This is a genomic window from Cellulosilyticum lentocellum DSM 5427 (assembly GCF_000178835.2).
Classification (GTDB): Bacteria; Bacillota; Clostridia; order Lachnospirales; family Cellulosilyticaceae; genus Cellulosilyticum; species Cellulosilyticum lentocellum.
The window spans coordinates 1,832,064-1,852,446 of sequence record NC_015275.1; the positions used below are offsets into that span (position 1 = coordinate 1,832,064).

The 20,383-nt window shown below is 33.7% G+C and carries 13 protein-coding genes and 1 pseudogene; 10 read left to right on the forward strand and 4 right to left on the reverse strand.

Going from position 1 to position 20,383, the window contains the following annotated elements; genetic code table 11:
- Nucleotides 1-79: 79 nt before the first annotated feature.
- Nucleotides 80-961 (forward strand): radical SAM/SPASM domain-containing protein, encoded by an 882-nt coding sequence (locus CLOLE_RS08325; RefSeq protein WP_013656655.1) that lies wholly within the window; start codon nucleotides 80-82, stop codon nucleotides 959-961.
- 15 nt (nucleotides 962-976) lie between these two features.
- On the opposite strand, the gene CLOLE_RS08330 is transcribed toward CLOLE_RS08325, so the two are convergent.
- Complete coding sequence (locus CLOLE_RS08330) at nucleotides 977-1,534, reverse strand: DUF1836 domain-containing protein (protein WP_013656656.1); 558 nt, start codon at nucleotides 1,532-1,534, stop codon at nucleotides 977-979.
- A 148-nt stretch (nucleotides 1,535-1,682) separates the two neighbouring features.
- Here CLOLE_RS08330 and CLOLE_RS08335 point away from each other — a divergent pair, with 148 nt between their 5' ends.
- The 6 genes from CLOLE_RS08335 to CLOLE_RS08360 all read left to right on the forward strand — a co-directional run bounded on the left by CLOLE_RS08335 (nucleotide 1,683) and on the right by CLOLE_RS08360 (nucleotide 11,275).
- Nucleotides 1,683-2,537, forward strand: coding sequence for a DegV family protein (locus CLOLE_RS08335; protein ID WP_013656657.1), 855 nt, complete (start codon nucleotides 1,683-1,685; stop codon nucleotides 2,535-2,537).
- A 106-nt stretch (nucleotides 2,538-2,643) separates the two neighbouring features.
- Entirely contained in the window at nucleotides 2,644-3,372 is a 729-nt protein-coding gene (locus tag CLOLE_RS08340) for a ZIP family metal transporter (RefSeq protein WP_013656658.1), read from the forward strand.
- A gap of 60 nt (nucleotides 3,373-3,432) precedes the next feature.
- Nucleotides 3,433-3,747: a DUF1540 domain-containing protein gene (locus CLOLE_RS08345; protein WP_013656659.1), complete on the forward strand. Its 315-nt coding sequence runs from the start codon at nucleotides 3,433-3,435 to the stop codon at nucleotides 3,745-3,747.
- A 150-nt stretch (nucleotides 3,748-3,897) separates the two neighbouring features.
- Entirely contained in the window at nucleotides 3,898-5,880 is a 1,983-nt protein-coding gene (uvrB, locus tag CLOLE_RS08350; RefSeq protein WP_013656660.1) for an excinuclease ABC subunit UvrB, read from the forward strand.
- Nucleotides 5,881-6,242: 362 nt separating this feature from the next.
- On the forward strand, nucleotides 6,243-8,441 hold the full coding sequence (locus tag CLOLE_RS08355) for a beta-glucosidase (protein WP_013656661.1): 2,199 nt from the start codon (nucleotides 6,243-6,245) through the stop codon (nucleotides 8,439-8,441).
- Nucleotides 8,442-8,467: 26 nt separating this feature from the next.
- Nucleotides 8,468-11,275 (forward strand): sugar-binding domain-containing protein, encoded by a 2,808-nt coding sequence (locus CLOLE_RS08360; protein ID WP_013656662.1) that lies wholly within the window; start codon nucleotides 8,468-8,470, stop codon nucleotides 11,273-11,275.
- Between the two features lie 204 nt (nucleotides 11,276-11,479).
- Here CLOLE_RS08360 and CLOLE_RS08365 read toward each other — a convergent pair whose 3' ends face one another.
- Nucleotides 11,480-12,325, reverse strand: coding sequence for a DegV family protein (locus CLOLE_RS08365; protein WP_013656663.1), 846 nt, complete (start codon nucleotides 12,323-12,325; stop codon nucleotides 11,480-11,482).
- A gap of 183 nt (nucleotides 12,326-12,508) precedes the next feature.
- Between CLOLE_RS08365 and udk the strand changes: the two genes are divergently transcribed.
- Together udk and CLOLE_RS08375 are read left to right on the forward strand one after the other, a co-directional pair.
- Nucleotides 12,509-13,132 carry a uridine kinase gene (udk, locus tag CLOLE_RS08370; RefSeq protein WP_013656664.1) on the forward strand — a complete coding sequence of 208 codons (624 nt, stop codon included), beginning with the start codon at nucleotides 12,509-12,511 and terminating at the stop codon, nucleotides 13,130-13,132.
- An 85-nt stretch (nucleotides 13,133-13,217) separates the two neighbouring features.
- Nucleotides 13,218-14,803: pseudogene (locus CLOLE_RS08375) on the forward strand (transposase).
- Nucleotides 14,804-15,028: 225 nt separating this feature from the next.
- On the opposite strand, the gene CLOLE_RS22950 reads toward CLOLE_RS08375, so the two are convergent.
- Complete coding sequence (locus CLOLE_RS22950; RefSeq protein ID WP_013656665.1) at nucleotides 15,029-15,883, reverse strand: CAP domain-containing protein; 855 nt, start codon at nucleotides 15,881-15,883, stop codon at nucleotides 15,029-15,031.
- Between the two features lie 278 nt (nucleotides 15,884-16,161).
- Here CLOLE_RS22950 and uvrA point away from each other — a divergent pair, with 278 nt between their 5' ends.
- A complete protein-coding gene (gene uvrA, locus CLOLE_RS08385; RefSeq protein ID WP_013656666.1) occupies nucleotides 16,162-18,990 on the forward strand; it encodes an excinuclease ABC subunit UvrA in 2,829 nt (942 codons plus the stop codon).
- Nucleotides 18,991-19,111: 121 nt separating this feature from the next.
- On the opposite strand, the gene CLOLE_RS08390 is transcribed toward uvrA, so the two are convergent.
- Complete coding sequence (locus CLOLE_RS08390) at nucleotides 19,112-20,233, reverse strand: copper amine oxidase N-terminal domain-containing protein (RefSeq protein WP_013656667.1); 1,122 nt, start codon at nucleotides 20,231-20,233, stop codon at nucleotides 19,112-19,114.
- Nucleotides 20,234-20,383 lie beyond the last annotated feature (150 nt).

Genomic DNA, 20,383 nt, shown 5'->3' on the forward strand with positions numbered 1-20,383 from the left:
TCATTTTAAGGTCTTTTCAGTTCAGTATAAAAAGACTACAATAAGATATTACGGGTAGATTAAAACAAAGGAGGCGAATATGAAGCGCTTTAAAAAGGTTTATATAGAAATTACAAATAGTTGTAACCTAAGCTGTGATTTTTGTCCTAAAACAAAGAGAACTTTAAAATATAATGAAGTAAAAGAGTTTCAACATATTTTAAAGACTATTAAACCCTATACAGACTATATTTATTTGCATTTAATGGGAGAGCCAACTACTCATCCAGAATTAAGAACTTATTTAGAGCTAAGTAGGCAAGCAGGGCTTAAAGTCAATTTGACCACTAATGGTACTTTATTAAAGAAGGTTGAAAATATTCTTTTAGCATCACCTGCTTTAAGACAAATTAATATTTCACTTCATAGCTTTGAGGGAAATAAACAAGTAAGAAATATAGATGAGTATTTAGATACAGTTATTCAGTTTATATTAAGGATGATAGCATCTACTAGGGTTATTTGTAGTATCCGTTTATGGAACATGGATGATGAATTATTAAAAGGTAAAAATGAACTCAATCAACATATTTTAGATAAGCTTCAAGATGGTCTAGAAGCTGAAATAGATATTAAAGAAGCTTTAAAAGAAAAAAACGGTATTAAATTAAGAAAACAAGTTTATTTAAATATGGCAAAGAAATTTGAGTGGCCAGATCAAGACAAAGAGCATTTGGGAGATGAGGTTTTTTGTTATGGACTTAGAGACCAAATAGGTATTTTAGTAGATGGAACAGTAGTACCTTGCTGTTTAGATAGTGAAGGTCATATTAACTTGGGGAATATTTTTGAAACATCTTTAGAAGATATTATTAATAGCCCTAGAGCAACAGCTCTTTATAAAGGGTTTTCGGAGAGAACGGCCGTGGAATCATTATGTAAAAAGTGTGGCTATGCCAGTAGATATCACCGAATAAAATAGAAATGAGTGCTTACCTCAAATAAGGTAAGCACTCATTTTTTTTGTAATTATATATTGTTCATGATATTGAATAAATTTTTGGATATAAAGTTTATTAGCAAAAGCTAAAACTGTACTACGTAAAAGACGTGTTTGGTCAGTTTCTTTAGTAGCAACAACTGGCATGAGCGCTTCTTTTTGTAAAAAGGTATTCCTTAAAGCATTTTCTAATTCGACACAAAAATAATCGTATGCTACCTCTATGGGATAAGTTTGAATTTGAATGCGGATTAAAGCGCAAATCTCAGGAATACTAAGCATTTTTTTAAACACACAAACTACAATTAAATACATTAAATGATGTGTTGTATATTTTTTGTTCTTAGATGGAGAAACAATACCCTGTTTCACATAATTATTAATCATGGCAGGTGTCAAAATTTTATCATCTGCATCTAGATAGCAACAGTTTAAGGTTTCGCTAATAAAACTGATAACTTGATCCATATAAAGATCAAGATGTGGTAATTCGCTAGAACGAGGACAATGAAAAAGAATCATATCCTGAACTAGATCAGAAGTTTCAAAATCCATTATTAATCCAGCCTCCCTAATAGGATGAATTTATCATAAAACTAAAGCAATGTCAATTGTATTAAAAATGGTTTGACATTATAAGTAATATAATTTAATATAGTATTAAAAACTAGATAAAATTATTTTTAGAATTAGAGGAGGAGCTATGAATAAAATCGCACTTTTAGTTGACTCATGTACAGATGTACCAAAAGAATATCAAGAACGTTATCATATATATGTTATGCCACTTATGATTATTTACAAAGAAGGGGAATATTATGATGGAGTGAATATTACTCCGGAAGAAGTATATGAACGCTTTAATGAAGAAATACCTACAACCTCTTTACCTAGCCCAGAGACAGTAATGAATACTTTTAAACAAATTAAAGATGATGGTTATACTCATGTGATTGCTGTCACGATTTCCAGTGGCTTAAGTAATACATGGAGTATGGTATCGAGTGTTGCTAGAGAATTTGAGGGACTTACTATCACAGTGATTGATACTAAAAATATTGGGATAGGTGCTGGTTTTAGTGCTATATTAGCGGGACAGCTTTTAGACCAAGGTTTGAGCTATGAAGAGGTTTGTAGGCGTTTAATGGAGAATGTAGAACATACGAAGTTATTTTTCTGCGTTTCAACTTTGGAATATTTACAAAAGGGAGGCAGAATAGGTCTTGTAGCCTCTCTACTAGGAACAGCATTTGATCTTAAACCTATTATATCTTGTAATGAAGATGGCATTTATTATACTGTTACAAAAGTAAGAGGAAGAAATAAGTCTTTAAAGAAAGCAACAGAGCTAGCAGAGGCATTTGCTAAGAAGTATAAACGTTATAATTTAACGGTCATGCATGGTGGTGCAAAGGAAGAAGCTGATAAGATTGTCTTACAACTTAAAGCAGTACTACCGAATATTCAAATCATGGTAGAAGGGCAAATTACACCTGCACTTGTTGTACATACAGGACCAGGATTAATTGGTATAGGTGTACAAAAAATAGAAGAATAAAAATAGTAGTTCTAAATAAGAGCTTGTTCCATAAAATGATTTTAGAGGGATTATCTAGTAGGGTATAAGGAAGATAATCCCCTTTTGCATATAAGGGGGATAAGCTATGGAATTAGTGAGAGTTGGCACTTTAGGGCTATTAGCAGAGGGTGGTGGTCTTAGCTTTGGGATTCTATTACTCTATTTATTTCACATTAAAAACGAACGCTTAATAGGTATGCTTTTTGGTGGAACATCAGGTTTAATGTTAGCTATGATTTGTTTTGATATTTTACCAGAAGCTTTAGAAAAAGGTAGGATTGATTTAGTATTTGTAGGGATTATAATGGGTGTATTATTAGGGACTCTACTAGATGATTTTGTACCAGAAATTCAAAAACGGCTAGGTAAAAAAAACAGTCCTTTAAGCAAAATGGGACTTATTCTAGCAGTTGGTATTGCTTTGCATAACTTGCCAGAAGGTTTTGCTTTAGGAACCATTAGCAATGTGGATAATGAATCCATCTTTCATTTTACACTGATTTTAGCATTACATAGTGTGCCAGAAGGAATTGCACTATCTATTCCATTTAAACAAGGTGGAATACAGTTATCTAAAATGCTATTTATTGCAATGGGATTAGGTATATGTATGGGGATTGGTGCCGTAGGTGGTTTTGTTTTAAGTAGTATGAGTGAAAATTTAGTAAGTACTGGATTAGGCATTGCAGCAGGTATTATTCTTTATATTATATGTGAAGAACTTTTGCCTGAATCTAAGAAAATATGGAATGGTCGTATGACAACCATTGCTACTATTTTAGGAATGATGTTAGGCTTACTTTTACTTTATTAGAATAGATTTTCTAGACGAGGATAAACTAAGTAAGAAAATCAGTAAATAAGGAGGCTTAATATGCCGCAATTAAGATGTAGTGCACAAAATTGTGCCCATAACTCAGAGCAATGTTGCTGTAGAGGTGAAATTAAGGTAGCAGGTAATGAGGCTCAGCATTCTGAAAATACTTTTTGTTCTAATTTTTATGAAGATCAAGGTGGTGCTAGAAATGCAGTAAGTCAGGAGCCAACTGTTCAAATGAATGTCGGCTGTGAAGCAACTAACTGTACTCATAATAATAATTGCAATTGTGCAGCTGATTCTATTGATGTAAGTGGCTACAATGCATGCAACTGCGATGACACTTGTTGTTCGAGTTTTTATCCTAAATAATGAAAGAAGTATAAAAGAGCTATCCTGGATAGCTCTTTTATTATTAATAGCAAAGTATATAATAAAAAACACCAAACTTTTGTTCGACTCATTGAATGAAAGAAAAACTAGTGATACAATAAGCCTAAACCATAAGAAAAGAGGGGAAAAATGAGCAAATTTGAGATTGTTTCTGAATTTAAACCCACAGGAGATCAGCCCCAAGCCATTACTGAGCTTGTAACAAGTATTAATGAAGGGCATAAGTATCAAACTCTATTAGGAGTAACAGGGTCAGGTAAAACATTTACTATGGCTAATATCATAGAAAAGGTACAAAAGCCAACGTTAATTTTAGCACATAACAAAACATTAGCAGCACAGCTCTACAGTGAGTTCAAGGAGTTCTTTCCCAATAATGCAGTAGAATACTTTGTGTCTTATTATGATTATTATCAGCCAGAAGCGTATGTTCCTTCTAGTGATACGTATATCGAGAAAGACTCAAGCGTTAATGAGGAAATAGATAAATTACGTCACTCGGCAACAGCTGCTTTATGCGAACGAGAGGATGTTATTGTCATAGCCAGTGTATCTTGTATTTATGGTTTAGGAGACCCTATTGATTATTCTGAGCAAGTTTTATCCATTCGTACGGGAATGGAAATGGATAGAGATGATGTATTAAGAAAGCTGATACAGATTCAATATACACGTAATGATATGGATTTCGTTAGAGCAAGTTTTCGTGTGCGAGGAGATACAGTAGAGATTATTCCTGCTGGAATGTCTGAGAAAGCCATTAGAATTGAGTTTTTTGGAGATGAAATTGATCGTATAGCAGAGATAGACCCTCTGACAGGTAGTGTTTTTGGCTATAGGGAACATGTAGTCATTTTCCCGGCTTCTTTTTATGCTATTTCAAGTGAGAAGATGGAAGTAGCTTTGCAGCGTATTGAGAAAGAATTAGAAGAAAGACTGAAAGAATTTAAAGAAGAAGATAAGCTTTTAGAAGCACAGCGCCTTTCACAACGTACGCAGTTTGATATGGAAATGTTAAGAGAAATGGGCTATTGTTCAGGGGTAGAAAACTATTCAAGGCATTTATCCGGTAGGGAAGAAGGAGAAACCCCCTTTACCTTACTAGACTATTTCCCTAAAGACTTTTTAATGATTATTGATGAATCTCATATGACTATTCCACAGGTAAGGGCTATGTATAATGGAGACAGAGCTAGAAAAACCGTATTGGTAGACTATGGTTTTAGACTACCATCGGCTCTTGATAATAGGCCTCTTAAATTCGATGAATTTGAAAGTAAGATTAATCAGTTATTATTTGTTTCAGCTACACCTGCTCAATACGAATTAGAACATTCACTTGCCATTGCCGAGCAGCTTATTCGACCAACAGGACTTTTAGATCCAGTGATTGAGTTAAGACCTGTTAAAGGACAGATTGATGATTTATTAGGAGAAATCAATCAAATTGTGGCTAAAGGTGAGAAAGTCATGATTACTACACTTACCAAGCGTATGGCAGAAGACTTAACAACTTACATGGGTGAATTAGGTGTTAAAATTAAGTACCTTCACTCAGATATTGATACGCTAGAGCGGATTGAAATTATTAGAGATTTACGTATGGATGTATTTGATGTATTAGTGGGAATTAACCTTTTAAGAGAAGGCTTAGATATTCCAGAGGTATCTTTAATTGCTATTTTAGATGCAGATAAAGAAGGCTTTTTACGTTCAGAAACTTCACTGATTCAGACTATAGGACGTGCAGCACGTAATGCTAATGGTAGGGTTATTATGTATGCGGATCAAGTGACCAAATCTATGAAAAATGCTATTTCAGAAACAGCTAGAAGAAGACAAATCCAAGAAGAATATAATGAGGCTCATGGTATTGTGCCTGAAACGATTAAGAAAAAAATTAGAGACCTTATCATTGCCACTAAGACAGCAGATAAGGAAAAAGGCTTGCTAGCCGAAAAAGACCCAGAGTCTATGAGTAAAGAAGAATTAGAAAAGACTATGAAAAAAGTTGAAAAAGACATGAAGAAAGCGGCAACTGAGTTGCAATTTGAAAAAGCAGCCGAGTTGAGAGATGTCTTAATTAAACTTAAGCAAACTTATTTAAAATAGTGATTGAATGAATTTAATAATAAGAAGTGGTGGTTGTGCAAGCTATGTGGATTCATGGCACAACCATTATTTTAAGTTATAATAGATGGATTTAAAGGTGAAGATTTTAATACTTCTTTGATGATATTCATATGTAAAATCATCAAAGAAGTATTATTTTTTGATTTATAGAAATAAGTTAGTATAAGTAAAAATGATAGGGAAAATAGTAAGAAAAGTAAAGTGTTGTTTGTAGAAAAATTCATGTATTAAATAAAGAAACTATGTAGTAACATGATTTTAAATACATATGAAAGTGATAGAGTAGTATGAACTTATTTTACAAACAATACATATGAGAATTGGGAAGGAATTCATATCTTATGAGTGAGAAAGATGCAAGGTTAATAAACAAATTGTTAGAGAAACTAACATTAGAAGAAAAGATTGGAATGATTCATGGTGCAAGTTTATTTAGAACAAAGGGTGTAGAAAGACTTGGTATTCCATCACTTAAAATGTCAGATGGTCCTATGGGTGTTCGTATGGAATTTGCAGATACAGAGTGGAGAGCTGTTGGAAATACAGATGATTATGTCACTTATTTACCAAGTAATAGTGCTATTGCGGCTACTTGGAACCGAGAACTAGCAGGTAAAGCAGGAGAGGTGTTAGGTGAAGAAGCCAGAGGCAGAGGAAAAGATATTATATTGGCACCTGGTATTAATATAAAAAGGAGCCCCTTATGTGGGAGAAATTTTGAGTATATGAGTGAGGATCCTTATCTGGTTAAAGAACTTACAGTACCTATGATTAGAGGTATTCAAAAATATGATGTGGCAGCTTGCGTAAAACACTTTATTGCTAATTCTCAAGAAACGCAAAGATTATGGGTAGATACATTAGTTGATGAAAGGACATTGCAAGAAATTTATTATCCCGCATTTAAAGATGCTGTTAAAAGAGCAAATACCTATTCATTAATGGGTGCATATAATCTACTTAATGGTAAACATTGTTGTGAAAATGAAAAACTGCTAGATGAAGTTTTGCGTGAACAATGGGGGTATGATGGAACGATTGTATCTGACTGGGGAGCAGTTCATAACACCCAAGCAGCAGCAGAATGTTCTTTAGATGTGGAAATGAATATAACTAATGATTTTGATGACTATTGTTTGGCTAAGCCATTACTGAAAAAAGTGAAATCTGGAGAAATTGATGAATTATGCATCGATAATAAAGTTAAAAATATCCTTAGAATGATGCTACGCCTTCATATGATTGGAGATCAAGTGGAAGAAAGAAAGGCTGGAACTTACAATACAAAAACACATCAAGAAGCTGTATTGGAAGTAGCAAGAGAATCTGTTATTTTGCTAAAAAATGATAACAATGAACTACCACTTAAGAAAAAAGGATTAAAGAAAATAGCTGTGATTGGACAAAATGCAGTTCAAATTCATTCTAATGGAGGGGGAAGTGCAGAGGTTAAAGCACTCTATGAGATATCTCCACTTATGGGAATCAAAAAGATATTAGGTGGAAATGCAGAGGTTGTTTTTGCTGAGGGGTACTATATTCCTAAAAGATGTGAAGAGAGTGACCAAAACTGGCAAGCAACTAGTATCTATGACAAGTCTTTGGAAATAGCAGATATTACAGGAGAGAATATTGGAGGTAATTCGGAAGATAGAATTGAAGAAAGAAGGAAGCAGATTCAAGATCAACTGAGAGAAGAAGCGGTAGCACTTGCTAAAGAAGTCGAAGTGGTTATTTTAATTGGTGGTCTTAATCATGATTATGATGTAGAGGGACTTGACAGAGAGCATATGAGATTACCTTATGAGCAAGATGCATTAATTCAGGCAGTTTTAGAAGCTAATCCTCATACAATAGTAGTGATTTATGCAGGAGCCCCAGTAGAAATGCCATGGATAGAACAAGCTGATTCTGTTGTGTGGAGTTATTATGCAGGAATGGAAGGTGGTACTGCATTAGCGGAAATATTATGGGGAGAAGTCAATCCCTCTAGTAAGCTTCCAGAAACATTCATAAAAAAAGAAATACAGTGCCCAGCACATTTTATTGGAGAATTTGGGAACAAGGATGTTGTTGCATATAAAGAAGGAATCATGGTAGGTTATCGTTATTACGATACGTATTGTACAGACATTCTATTCCCATTTGGATATGGATTATCTTATACGGAATTCTTATATGATGATTTAAAAGTACAATTATTAGAGAAAGAAAATGAGTTATCAGTTATTGTAGAAGCTAGTATAAAAAACATAGGAAATTTAGAAGGTGCAGAAGTGGTTCAGCTTTATATAGTTGATGTAGAAGCAAGTGTAGAACGTCCTTTACATGAATTAAAAGCTTTTGAAAAGATAAATCTTAAGCCGGAAGAAGTACATAAAATACAATTTGTTTTAAATGAAGAAGCGTTTAGTTTTTATAGTATTGAAGATAGGTGTTTTAGGATAGAAGATGGTGCATTTATGATACAAGTAGGAAGTTCTTCTAGAAATATTCACTTAGAAGAAGAAATAATAATTACCCGTAATTATTTTAAGTAACTCTAGAAATGAAATGAGGAGGACTTATGTTAGAAAAAATTGATTTAAAAGGGAAATGGCAATTCGAATTAGATCAGCAGATGAAGGGGATTGATGAGTGCTATTTTTCGAGAAATTTAAAAGATGAAATGATACTACCTACAACAACTTCAGAAGCCAAAAAGGGAGAGTATAAGCTGGAAGAAAATATGGGTTATCTAACTGACCCTTACTTATTTGAGGGATATGCATGGTATGCAAAGGAAATAATAATACCTAAGCAGTATCTCAATAAGACGATAAAATTAACATTAGAACGCACAAGAATTTCACATGTATGGATAGATGATCAATATGTAGGAAACTGTAATAGTCTTTGTTCAAAACATATTTATGAGTTGAGTAAATATATTATTAGAACTCATCATAAGATAACTATTATGACTGATAATACAGCTTATCCTACAAAGGGAGGGCATATGACGTCTCCCGATACGCAAACGAATTGGAATGGTATAACAGGTGAGATAAGTCTAATCATTTATGATGATGTATACTTGTCAAATGTAAAGCTATATACAGACATTCATACTAAATCCGTAAGGATAAAAGGTGATCTTAAGATAAAAGACACCCTCAAGCACAATAATGAGATGGTGCTTTGTGCGTATGTAATAGATGAAAAAGAGACTTTTGAAAAACAAAAAATGCAGATAAAAGATGAACGGCTTGACTGGTTATACTATCTAGGAGAAAAAGCGATTTTATGGAGTGAATACACCCCTAAAGTGTATTCTTTAGTTATAGAAATAGAAAAACAAGGTGAGTGTATAGATAGAAGTGAATATCCCTTTGGATTACGAGAGTTTAAAGCTGAGAAAAATAGATTTACTATAAATGGAAATGATACTTTTCTCAGAGGAAAACATGATGGTCTTATTTTCCCACTGACTGGCTATGCTCCTACCGATGTAGAGAGTTGGCTACAAATAATGCAAACTGCTAAGTTGTATGGGATTAATCATTATCGTTTTCATACATGCTGTCCACCAAAGGCTGCTTTTACTGCAGCAGACCAACTAGGTATTTATATGGAGCCGGAGTTACCATTCTGGGGAACAATAACTTCACCATTAGATGAGCAGCATGATGAAGAGATGCATCAGTATTTAGTTAATGAGGGATATAGAATTTTAGATGAATTTGGAGACCATCCCTCTTTTGTAATGATGTCATTAGGAAATGAACTATGGGGTAATAAAGAGGTACTCAACGCTATTCTTGGAGCTTATAAAAACTATGATAATAGACATCTTTATACACAAGGATGTAATAACTTTCAATTTTCGCCTTGTATTCTAGAAAATGATGATTTTTTCTGTGGTGTTAGATTTTCAGAAGATAGATTGTTTAGAGGTTCATATGCTATGTGCGACGCACCACAAGGACATATTCAAGTGCAGCCACCTAGTACAACACATTGTTATGATGATAAGATACGTCCTACTATGGGGGTATTTCATTCAAAAAATAAAGAAGGCTCTATAGAAATCCAATATGGTACAGGTATAAAAACGGTTAATTTGATAGAATCAGAAGAGCTTATTCCCAATGTACCAGTGATCGCTCATGAAATTGGACAATATGAAGTGTTCCCCAATTTTAAAGAAATTCAGAAGTATAAAGGGGTATTAGAACCTCGGAATTTGCAAGTATTTGAGAAAAGGCTTAGTAAGTCAGGTATGTTACATAGGGCAGACGCTTATTTTAAGGCATCAGGGAAATTGGCAGCAGCATGCTACAAAAATGAAATAGAGACAGCTTTTCGTAGTCATGAATTAGCAGGCTTTCAAATATTAGATTTACAAGATTTTACAGGTCAAGGCACCGCATTAGTAGGTATGCTAGATGCTTTTATGGAAAGTAAAGAGCTTATAACGCCAGAAAAGTGGAAAAGTTTTTGTTCAGATGCAGTTCTTATGGCTAAGTTTCCAAGTTATGTTTGTGAATTAAATGAAGTTTTTAAGAGTACTATAGAAATAGCGTATTTTAGACCTGAAATAGTTCATGATGCAAGGCTAAAAATTAAATTACTTAGTCAAGAAGAGGAATTTTATACAGAAATAGTTACAGTGGGGGATATTGCAGCAGGGCATACGGTGTTGTATGAGTTGGCCATTCAATTCCCGAATACTCTAGAACCGAGAGCAATAACATTAACAATAGAGATTAATAACACGGATATACAAAATAGCTATACATTGTGGGTTTATCCTAGTTTAATGGAAGAGATTAATAATGAAGATGAGATTGTTACTACAAGCTTAGAGAAGGCGTGTGAAGCATTGCAAGTAGGAAAACGAGTACTGTACTTACCTGAAATAAAGAACAATACTCATTCAATAGAGGGGACCTATTGTACGAATTTCTGGAATTATCCCATGTTTAGGTCTATTTCTGAGAGTGTGGGCAAACCAGTGCCTATTGGTACCATGGGTTTATTAATTGATTATAAACATCCAGCATTGAAATATTTCCCAAGTGAGTTTTATACGACACCTCAATGGTTTGATATAGTGTGCAGATCTAATTCTACTATATTAGATGGTATAATTTCGGCACCTATAGTACAAACAATAGATAATTTTGAGAGAAATCATATGCTAGGATTGATTTTTGAAGTCAAGATAGGGGAAGGGAAACTTTTAGTTTGCACCGCTGAACTGGATTACTTACAAGATAGCATATCAGCAAAATGGCTTTACTATAGCTTGAAAAAATACGTAAGTACAGAGACATTTGAACCTAAAGAGAAAATGGCTCTAGAGGTATTTAAAAGACTTTATCAAAAATAGTATTGATGCAAATTAACTAATGATATCAGATAAGTAAAGTAGTACAATGCTATTAAGTGACTTGAAAACTTTTGAATAAAACGTGGTATTAATATAGTTTTCACTTTTATGTCAAAAAAGGCTTAACGATATACTAGACGTTAGAAGCAATAAATGCAGGAATTCCTCACCTAATGAAGATATAAGGAATTCCACTATATTAGTTTATTTAGTAAAATAAGCAAGACCGATGCTACCAGGACCAACATGAAGGCCAATAACAGGGCCAATAGATTGAATTTGGATTTTACGGCCTAGTTGGGTTTCTAGTGCTTTAGCTAATGCTAATCCTTCTTCTTCACAATTGATATGATGAACAATGACATCACCTAAATCGCATTCAGCTAAATCACTCATAAAACCTTGAATAATAGCATCAATAGCTTTTTTCTTAGTACGAACTTTAGTAAAAACAGAGGTTTGTCCATCTTTAACGGTTAAGATAGGCTTTATTTGCAATAACGTTCCCAATAAAGCAGCAGCCCCCCCAATGCGACCTCCTTTTTTTAGATAAGTAAGGGTGTCGGGGGTGAATAGAAAGCGACTATGATTAATAACTGCTTGAGCAGCAGCAACTACTTCGCTTATGTTTTTACCTTCTGAAGCAGCTTTAGCAGCTTCAAGTGCAGTAAAACCAAGTTGCATACAGTTTGTGCGAGAGTCTAAAATTTCTATTTCTGCATGAGGGTATTTTTCTATAATCATATCTTTAGTAGAATGTGCACTAGCGTAGGTACCACTCATTTCCGAAGAAAGAAAAATAGCTACAATACTATTCCCTTGTTTAATTAAATTTTCGAAGGTGTCATACATTTCACCAGGAGTAGGTTGAGAAGAAGTAGGAATTTCAGGAGATTTAGCCATTTCTTCATAAAAGGTTTCATTTTTGATATCTACTTCCCTTAATACTTGGTCATTTAAGTGTACACCTAAGGAAACAATAGAAATATCATATTTTAAACGTTCTTGTTCAGGAATGTAAGACGTACTGTCTGTAACAATTTTAATCATTTTCAAACTCCTTTATAGCATACTATAAGTTTATTAAAACAATTTCATATGTATTTTATATGTTTATAATATATTCCATCTAGTTTTTTAGATGAAATCCTAGCCAAGTATAGATCACTATGTTATGATGAAATATAGTGGCTATGAGCCAAGCAAACAGAATGTGACTAGATGGAGGATACTATGAAAGAAATTTTAATCATAGGTATTGCAGGTGGAACGGGTTCTGGAAAAACAACTTTAACCCAAAAAATAAAAGAAGCGTTTAATGATGATGTTGTCGTTTTATCTCATGATTATTACTATAAATCTAATGCGCACTTAACATATGAGGAGCGTACAAAATTGAATTACGATCATCCTAATGCGTTTGATACAGATCTTTTAATTGAACATGTACGTAGACTCAAACAGGGTGAGACTATTTCACACCCAGTTTATTCATTTGTAGAACATACACGTTTAGAAGAAGTTATGGAAGTACAACCTAGGAAAGTTATTATTGTTGAAGGCATTCTTATTTTTGAGAGTCAAGAACTTTGTGACTTAATGGATATCAAAGTATTTGTAGATACTGATGCAGATTTACGTATTATTAGAAGACTTTTACGTGATGTAAAAGAAAGAGGAAGAGACTTAGATTCAGTTATTAATCAATATATTGGAACGGTTAAACCAATGCATGAGCGTTTTGTAGACCCAACTAAAAAGCGTGCCGATGTCATTATTCCAGAAGGTGGCTTTAACTCAGTAGCACTTTCTATGTTATTAGAACAAATTCGTAACTTTATAGCTAATCAAAAATAAATTAAAGGGGATGTAAAAAAACTCCCCTAACGAAAAAATCGCTGAGGTCGTAAGACTTCAGCGATTTTTTTGGTATAATTTATTTATGCTACTAAACAAAAATACCAATGATAATTTTACACCAAGACAGCTAAAATTACCATTGGATATCGAAAAAATAATTGATATTTCAGATCCAGTATATACTTTATGCGAAGTAATGGATCACATTGACCTAACACGATATTTTGTAGAGAAGGACTGCAAAACAGGTCGTCCAAGATGTGATTCAGATAAAATGCTTAAGATTATACTTTTACTTTTATGGAGCATGGCATTAGTTCTTTAAGAAATATTGAAAAACTCTGCCGTACAGACATCAGATATATGTATCTTCTTGACGGAATGAAAGCTCCATCTTTTGCTACTTTCGGCAACTTTATTCGTAATGAATTAACGACTTCAATTGAACAAATCTTCATTGATATCAATTCTTATATTTTTGATCAAGAGCATGTGGATTTACATCACACTTACATCGATGGAACAAAGATCGAAGCTAATGCTAATCGCTATACCTGGGTATGGAAGAAATCTTGCATCAAAAATAGAAACAAAGTGTTCGAAAAGATCTCATTACTCATCGATACAATGAATTCAGAGGTTCTTAGTTTTCTTAATGTGAAGTTAGAAAAAAGAGATGAATATGCGATTGATTACGTTGAGGCATTGCTTGAAAGTTATCAGAAGGCAATAAATCTAGAGGTTTCAAAATTTGTTTCTGGAGCTGGGCATAAGAAAAGTATCCATCAAAAACAGTATCAGGAAATGCAGGGGTATCTAGAACGCCTCAAGAAATATGCAAAGCACATCGAAGTATGTGGAGAGCGAAGAAATAGTTATTCAAAAACTGATCACGATGCAACTTTTATGAGAATCAAACGTGATTATATGGGAAATGACCAGCTCCTTCCTGCTTACAATATGCAGGCTGCCATATGTGATGAATATATAGCTGTAATAGACGCAAAACCTTATGCTTCAGACATGGAATGTTTTCAACCCTTAATGGAAAAGTTTAATGCTACTTATGGTCATTATCCAACGTATCCTGTTGCTGACGCAGGATATGGTTCTTATAACAATTATCTTTATTGTGAGGAACATGGCATGGAAAAATATATGAAATTTACTATGTTTGAGAGGGAAACTAAGAATCAAAAATATCATTATGATCCATATCGTGCAGTAAATTTCAAAAGAGATGAACACGGAAACCTGATCTGTCCTAATAATAAAAAGTTTATATATAAATGTGATAGGCATATATATAAAAATCAATATGGTAGAACAGAAGAAATATATGAATGTGAAGACTGTGCAGGATGTCCATATCGTAGTGAATGTTGCAAAAGAGCACATGGAAATAGAACAGTACGCCTTAATCGAGAATTAACAGAAATACATAAGGAAGTAATAAATAATCTAGAATCAATTCATGGTGCCTTATTGTGTATGAACAGAAGTATTCAATCAGAGGGGACATTTGGGATAATTAAGTGGGATAGATCTTATAAAAGATTATTTCGGCGAGGAGAAAAAGCTGTCCTTTTAGAATTCACGTTAATTTCTTGTGGATACAACCTCTATAAGTATCATAACAAGAAACATCGGACATCCATAGTTGCATAAAAAACGGATATAATATCATCATTTAAAGCCTATAAAACCATAGGCTTAATAAGTGACTTCTAATTTTGTGATAATGATAATAAATCTATTAAAAAACAAGGAGCAGGTCGCTACAGGCGACCTGCTCCTTGTTTCGAGGCTGTTTTTTTACAGCCCCTTTAATTTATTTTTGAGATAAAAAAGTATTTATACAAATGCTTTTTTTATTATTAATCCAATAGTATATTATTTCTTGATAAACATTTGTGTCCAATAATGGCCATTATTATCGTAACCAATACCAATGTGTGTGAAATTGCTACTTAAAATATTAGCACGGTGACCTGAACTGTTCATCCAACCTTTGACAACTGCTTCTGGTGTAGCATAGCCCTGAGCAATATTTTCACCAGCAGCTGTATAGCTGATACCAAATTGTTTCATCATATCAAAAGGGGAGCCATAAGTTGGACTTGTATGACTAAAGTAACCATTAGTACGCATATCCGTTGATTTAATGCGTGCTACGTTTCTAAGGCTTTCATCCATTGTAAGGGAAGTAAGACCAACAGCAATACGTTCTTTATTAACAAGGGCTAAAACCTGATCTTCAAAGCTTGTTTGCGTATTTGTAGTAGGTTCATTTATTTCAGGTTTATTTGTAACTGGAGGTGTAAGAGGTTTGGTAATATAAACACTTTTATTTTTCCAGTCTACGCTATAACCAAAAGCTTCTGCTAAAACTCTTAAAGTTATGTAGCTACGTCCATCTTTAATTTCAATACACTGAGTTAGCAATTTGCCATTTACCCATAAACTTTGTGTTTTAGAATTGATACGAACAGTAAGCATTTTTTGTGTGGATTGATGTTTTCCCGTTAAGATAACCTCTGGTGACTTCCAATCTACTTGAAGGCCTAGAACTTCGCCCACTGCACGCACTGGAATCATTGTTCTTTGTGTACTAGAAATATAAGCTGGGGTACTAGAACTGTTAATTAATTTACCTTCTATATAAATAGGAATAGATGAAGCTGCAAATAGCGAAGAACATAAAAGTAAAAATGAGAGACATAAAATAGTAAGTTTTTTGTGTTTCATAGTAAAACCTCTTTCCATTTGTAATGATGACTAATTGTTACGAAATGTTACATAATTATTACAAAATTAGTCTAAGGGAATTTGACTAAAAAAACAAGACTAAAATAAAAATTACCATCAATTAACATACCTATATATCGGAATAAAATAGGAGTATAGAAAGGGGTTTTTCTATTAAAACTAATTAAAAGAAAAAACAATCGAACAGATGTTTGAAAAAATAAATATTGCATGATATAATAAGCCATAAGAAACTAAGGATAAGAGAAGGGGAATTTATGAAGAATAAAATTGTCATTAAAGGTGCCAAAGAGCACAATTTAAAAAATGTAGATTTAGAATTAGAACGTGATCAGTTTATTGTATTTACAGGATTAAGTGGTTCGGGTAAATCCTCGTTGGCATTTGATACAATTTATGCAGAAGGTCAAAGACGCTATGTAGAATCTTTATCTGCTTACGCCAGACAGTTTTTAGGTCAGATGGAAAAGCCAGATGTAGAAAGTATATCAGGCCTTTCACCAGCCATTTCAATTGATCAAAAAACAACAAGTAAAAATCCACGTTCTACAGTAGGGACAGTAACAGAAATCTATGATTACCTACGTTTACTTTATGCAAGAGTAGGAATTCCACATTGTCCTAAATGTGGCAAAGAAATTAAAAAACAAACCATAGACCAAATGGTAGATGTCCTTATGGGACTTGAAGAAAGAACAAAGGTGCAACTTCTTGCTCCAGTTGTGAGAGCACGTAAAGGACTTCATGAAAAGGTACTCGAAAATGCTCGTAAACAAGGTTTCATACGTGCACGTATTGATGGAGAGATGTATGACTTATCAGAGGAAGAAATTAATTTAGACAAAAATAAAAAACATACCATTGATGTCATTGTGGATCGATTAGTGATTAAGCAAGGTATTGAAAAACGTTTAACAGATTCTATAGAGACAGTTATGAAGCTTTCAGGTGGGCTCATGTTAGTAGATATTGTAGATGGAAAAGAAATGCGATTTAGTGAAAGTTTTGCTTGTCCAGATTGTAATATCAGCATTGAAGAACTAGAACCAAGATCCTTTTCTTTTAACAATCCTCAAGGAGCATGTCCTGCCTGTACTGGTTTAGGTGAACATTTAGAGGTGGATCCAGAATTAGTTGTTCCTAATCCGAGTTTAAGCCTAAGGCAAGGTGCTATTGCTGTAGTCGGTTGGGGATCAATAGGTAATCCAAGTAGTTATGCATATGCCCTTATGTCTGCTTTGATTAAAAAGTATAACTTTGACCTAGATACCCCATTTGAAGAATTACCAGAAAAGGTACAACATGTGATTTTATATGGAACAGGCAAGGAAAAAATTAAGTTTGTTTTTTCAGGGGAATATGGCACAAAAGAGTATGAATACGCCTTTGAAGGTGTACTTACCAACACTAAAAAGCGATATAATGAAACCAGTTCAGAATCAGCTAAACAGGAGTATGAGAGCTTAATGACAAGTATTCCTTGTAGTGTATGTAAGGGGGCAAGGCTAAAACCAGAGTCTTTAGCTGTAACAATAGCAGATAAGAATATTGACGATTTAACGCATCTAGCTGTAGGAGAGTTAAAAATATTTTTTGATACTCTTCAGTTAACAGAGCGCCAAAATAAAATAGGGGAACTAATTTTTAAAGAAATTAAAGCGCGTTTAGGGTTTTTAGTAGATGTGGGACTTGATTATTTAAATCTAGCGCGTGCTTCAGGGACTCTTTCAGGAGGAGAAGCACAACGTATTCGTTTAGCTACCCAGATTGGATCTGGTTTAGTAGGCGTGCTTTATATTTTGGACGAACCAAGTATTGGTCTTCATCAAAGAGATAATGATAAGCTCATTCAAACATTAATTAAGCTGAGAGACTTAGGAAATACTTTAATTGTCGTAGAACACGATGAAGATACTATGTATGCAGCAGATTGGATTGTTGATATTGGTCCTGGTGCGGGGGAGCATGGTGGAGAAATTATTGCTTCTGGGCCTATTGATACGATTTTAGCTTGTGAAAAATCTGAGACAGGTGCGTATTTAAGTGGGCGTAAATGTATTGAGATTCCCGAAGTAAGAAGAAAGGGAAATGGTCATAGTTTAACTTTAACAGGTGCAGCGGCTAATAATTTAAAAAATGTAACCTTAAAACTGCCATTAGGTACCTTAACTTGTATTACGGGGGTATCTGGTTCAGGAAAAAGTTCACTTATTAACGAGATTTTATTAAAACGTTTAGCTAGAGATTTAAACGGTGCACGTTTAAAGCCAGGTCAGCATAGGGACCTAAAAGGTATAGAATACTTAGATAAAGTCATTAGTATTGACCAGTCACCTATCGGGCGTACACCACGTTCTAATCCAGCTACTTATACAGGTGTATTTGATCAAATCAGAGATTTATTTGCTCAAACTAATGAAGCTAAGATGAAAGGTTATCAAAAAGGACGTTTTAGTTTTAATGTCAAAGGTGGACGTTGTGAAGCCTGTCAAGGTGATGGGATGATTAAGATTGAAATGCATTTTTTACCTGATGTATATGTGCCCTGTGAAGCTTGTAAAGGCAAACGTTACAATCGTGAAACCCTAGAGGTTAAATACAAAGATAAATCTATTGCAGAAGTTTTAAATATGACAGTGGAAGAAGCACTTAAGTTCTTTGAAAATATTCCTACAATTTCACGTAAGCTCCAAACCATTGTAGATGTGGGACTTGGTTATATTCGTTTGGGACAACCTTCTACGACTTTATCAGGAGGAGAGGCGCAACGTGTTAAATTAGCTACAGAACTTAGTAAGCGTAGTACAGGAAAAACAATTTACATTTTGGATGAACCAACAACAGGTTTACATTTTGCTGATGTTCATAAATTAGTAGGTATTTTAGACAGACTTGTAGAAGGTGGTAATAGTGTGGTTGTTATTGAACATAATTTAGAGGTTATCAAAACGGCAGACTATATCATTGATTTAGGGCCCGAAGGAGGCACTAGAGGCGGTCAGATTATAGCCCAGGGGACACCTGAACAGGTAGCTAAAAAGGAAGGGTCGTATACCGGCCAATTTTTAAAGAAAATACTAAAATAAATAGGAAAATCTATAGACAAACATAAAAAAGGTATTAAAGCAAATTTGCTTTAATACCTTTTTGGCTAAGAAAAACAGTTAAACCTGTAAATATCAGTGTGCTTAATCACTAAAAGGCAGGTTATCTATAAGAGAAACGGCCATTTGTATCAATAGTTGCAATGATGTTACCAGTAGTTGTATCAACAACTTGACCTTCTACGTCTACACCATCATACTCTTTTTCAATATCAATTTGCATATCGTAAAGATCATCTTCGATAACTGTATCATTAGTTTGGATGCCTTTCCATTTTGTTTGAAGATCTACAGTTGAAAGTTTTACTTTTACAGTAAATAATAAAGATCTAGAACCAGTAGCTAATTCAATACCGTCAATAGGTAAAGTGAATTTACCATTTTCAGTTGAGGTTGTATAAGCTATATTACTAAAGCTAGTATAGTAACGAGAAAGGTCTCTAGCTGTATCATAGTAATTATCTGACATTAAGCTAAAACTAATTTTATTGGTTTTAGAGTATGTAAAAGTTGCTTTATCCCAATCAGAGCGACTGTCTGTAATAGAACCTACAATTTCGATATCCGAATGATTTTTACGAATAGCAGCACAAATATCTTGTGTGAAGAGTCTTAATTCACTTGAACTTAAACGATTAAATCTTGATTCATCATTTCTTGAATCATAGGAGATTTCTAACTCTAATTTTCCACTAGAATTTTGTGTTAAGTCGAATGTCCAATCAATACGATTTTCTGTACCAAAAGTTTCTTGAATGCTAGCAAGCGTTTTATTAAGAGCAGAAGTAGAAATATTGGTACCAGTTGAAGCATTATTATTACCATTATTTTTATATGTAGCAAGTTCTGCTTTTAAAGTTTCAACTTCACGTTGTGCTATAGCAAGATTGTAATTTGCAGTAGCTAACTGTTGCTGTAATGAAGTAAGTTGAGAAGAATTGTCTGTGGTTTTAGTATCTGTAATTTTAACTGTTTTACTAGCACTTAACCAGTCTACATCAGCGCCCATAATTTGACTTACTGCACGAAGTGGTACATAAGTTACACCATCTACAGTAAAAGGTTCCTTATCTAGAGTTTTTATAACACCGTTATAGCTAACTTGAATATTATCATAAGCAGCTTTTAAAGATTTATAGTTAGCTGCATCTACAATGCCTGCACTGAAAACGGTGCTTAAACCAAGTACTAAACATAATTTTTTGTAATTATTACTTATTTTCATAATAGTCCTCCTATAAATAAAGAATTTATTAATTAACGTCAAACTAAGTATAAACAATATACCTCAAAATATCAATGAATACGAGTATAAAAATACTATTTTAACTAAACTGAAATAATATGGTAATAAAACAGAATATGCTATAATAAT

Coding starts and splice junctions, on each gene's coding strand:
- CLOLE_RS08325 (WP_013656655.1), top strand. CDS start 80: ATGAAGCGCTTTAAAAAGGTTTATATAGAAATTACAAATAGTTGTAAC.
- udk (WP_013656664.1), top strand. CDS start 12,509: ATGAAAGAAATTTTAATCATAGGTATTGCAGGTGGAACGGGTTCTGGA.
- CLOLE_RS08335 (WP_013656657.1), top strand. CDS start 1,683: ATGAATAAAATCGCACTTTTAGTTGACTCATGTACAGATGTACCAAAA.
- CLOLE_RS08330 (WP_013656656.1), bottom strand. CDS start 1,534: ATGGATTTTGAAACTTCTGATCTAGTTCAGGATATGATTCTTTTTCAT.
- CLOLE_RS08365 (WP_013656663.1), bottom strand. CDS start 12,325: ATGATTAAAATTGTTACAGACAGTACGTCTTACATTCCTGAACAAGAA.
- uvrA (WP_013656666.1), top strand. CDS start 16,162: ATGAAGAATAAAATTGTCATTAAAGGTGCCAAAGAGCACAATTTAAAA.
- CLOLE_RS22950 (WP_013656665.1), bottom strand. CDS start 15,883: ATGAAACACAAAAAACTTACTATTTTATGTCTCTCATTTTTACTTTTA.
- CLOLE_RS08360 (WP_013656662.1), top strand. CDS start 8,468: ATGTTAGAAAAAATTGATTTAAAAGGGAAATGGCAATTCGAATTAGAT.
- CLOLE_RS08390 (WP_013656667.1), bottom strand. CDS start 20,233: ATGAAAATAAGTAATAATTACAAAAAATTATGTTTAGTACTTGGTTTA.
- uvrB (WP_013656660.1), top strand. CDS start 3,898: ATGAGCAAATTTGAGATTGTTTCTGAATTTAAACCCACAGGAGATCAG.
- CLOLE_RS08340 (WP_013656658.1), top strand. CDS start 2,644: ATGGAATTAGTGAGAGTTGGCACTTTAGGGCTATTAGCAGAGGGTGGT.
- CLOLE_RS08345 (WP_013656659.1), top strand. CDS start 3,433: ATGCCGCAATTAAGATGTAGTGCACAAAATTGTGCCCATAACTCAGAG.
- CLOLE_RS08355 (WP_013656661.1), top strand. CDS start 6,243: ATGAGTGAGAAAGATGCAAGGTTAATAAACAAATTGTTAGAGAAACTA.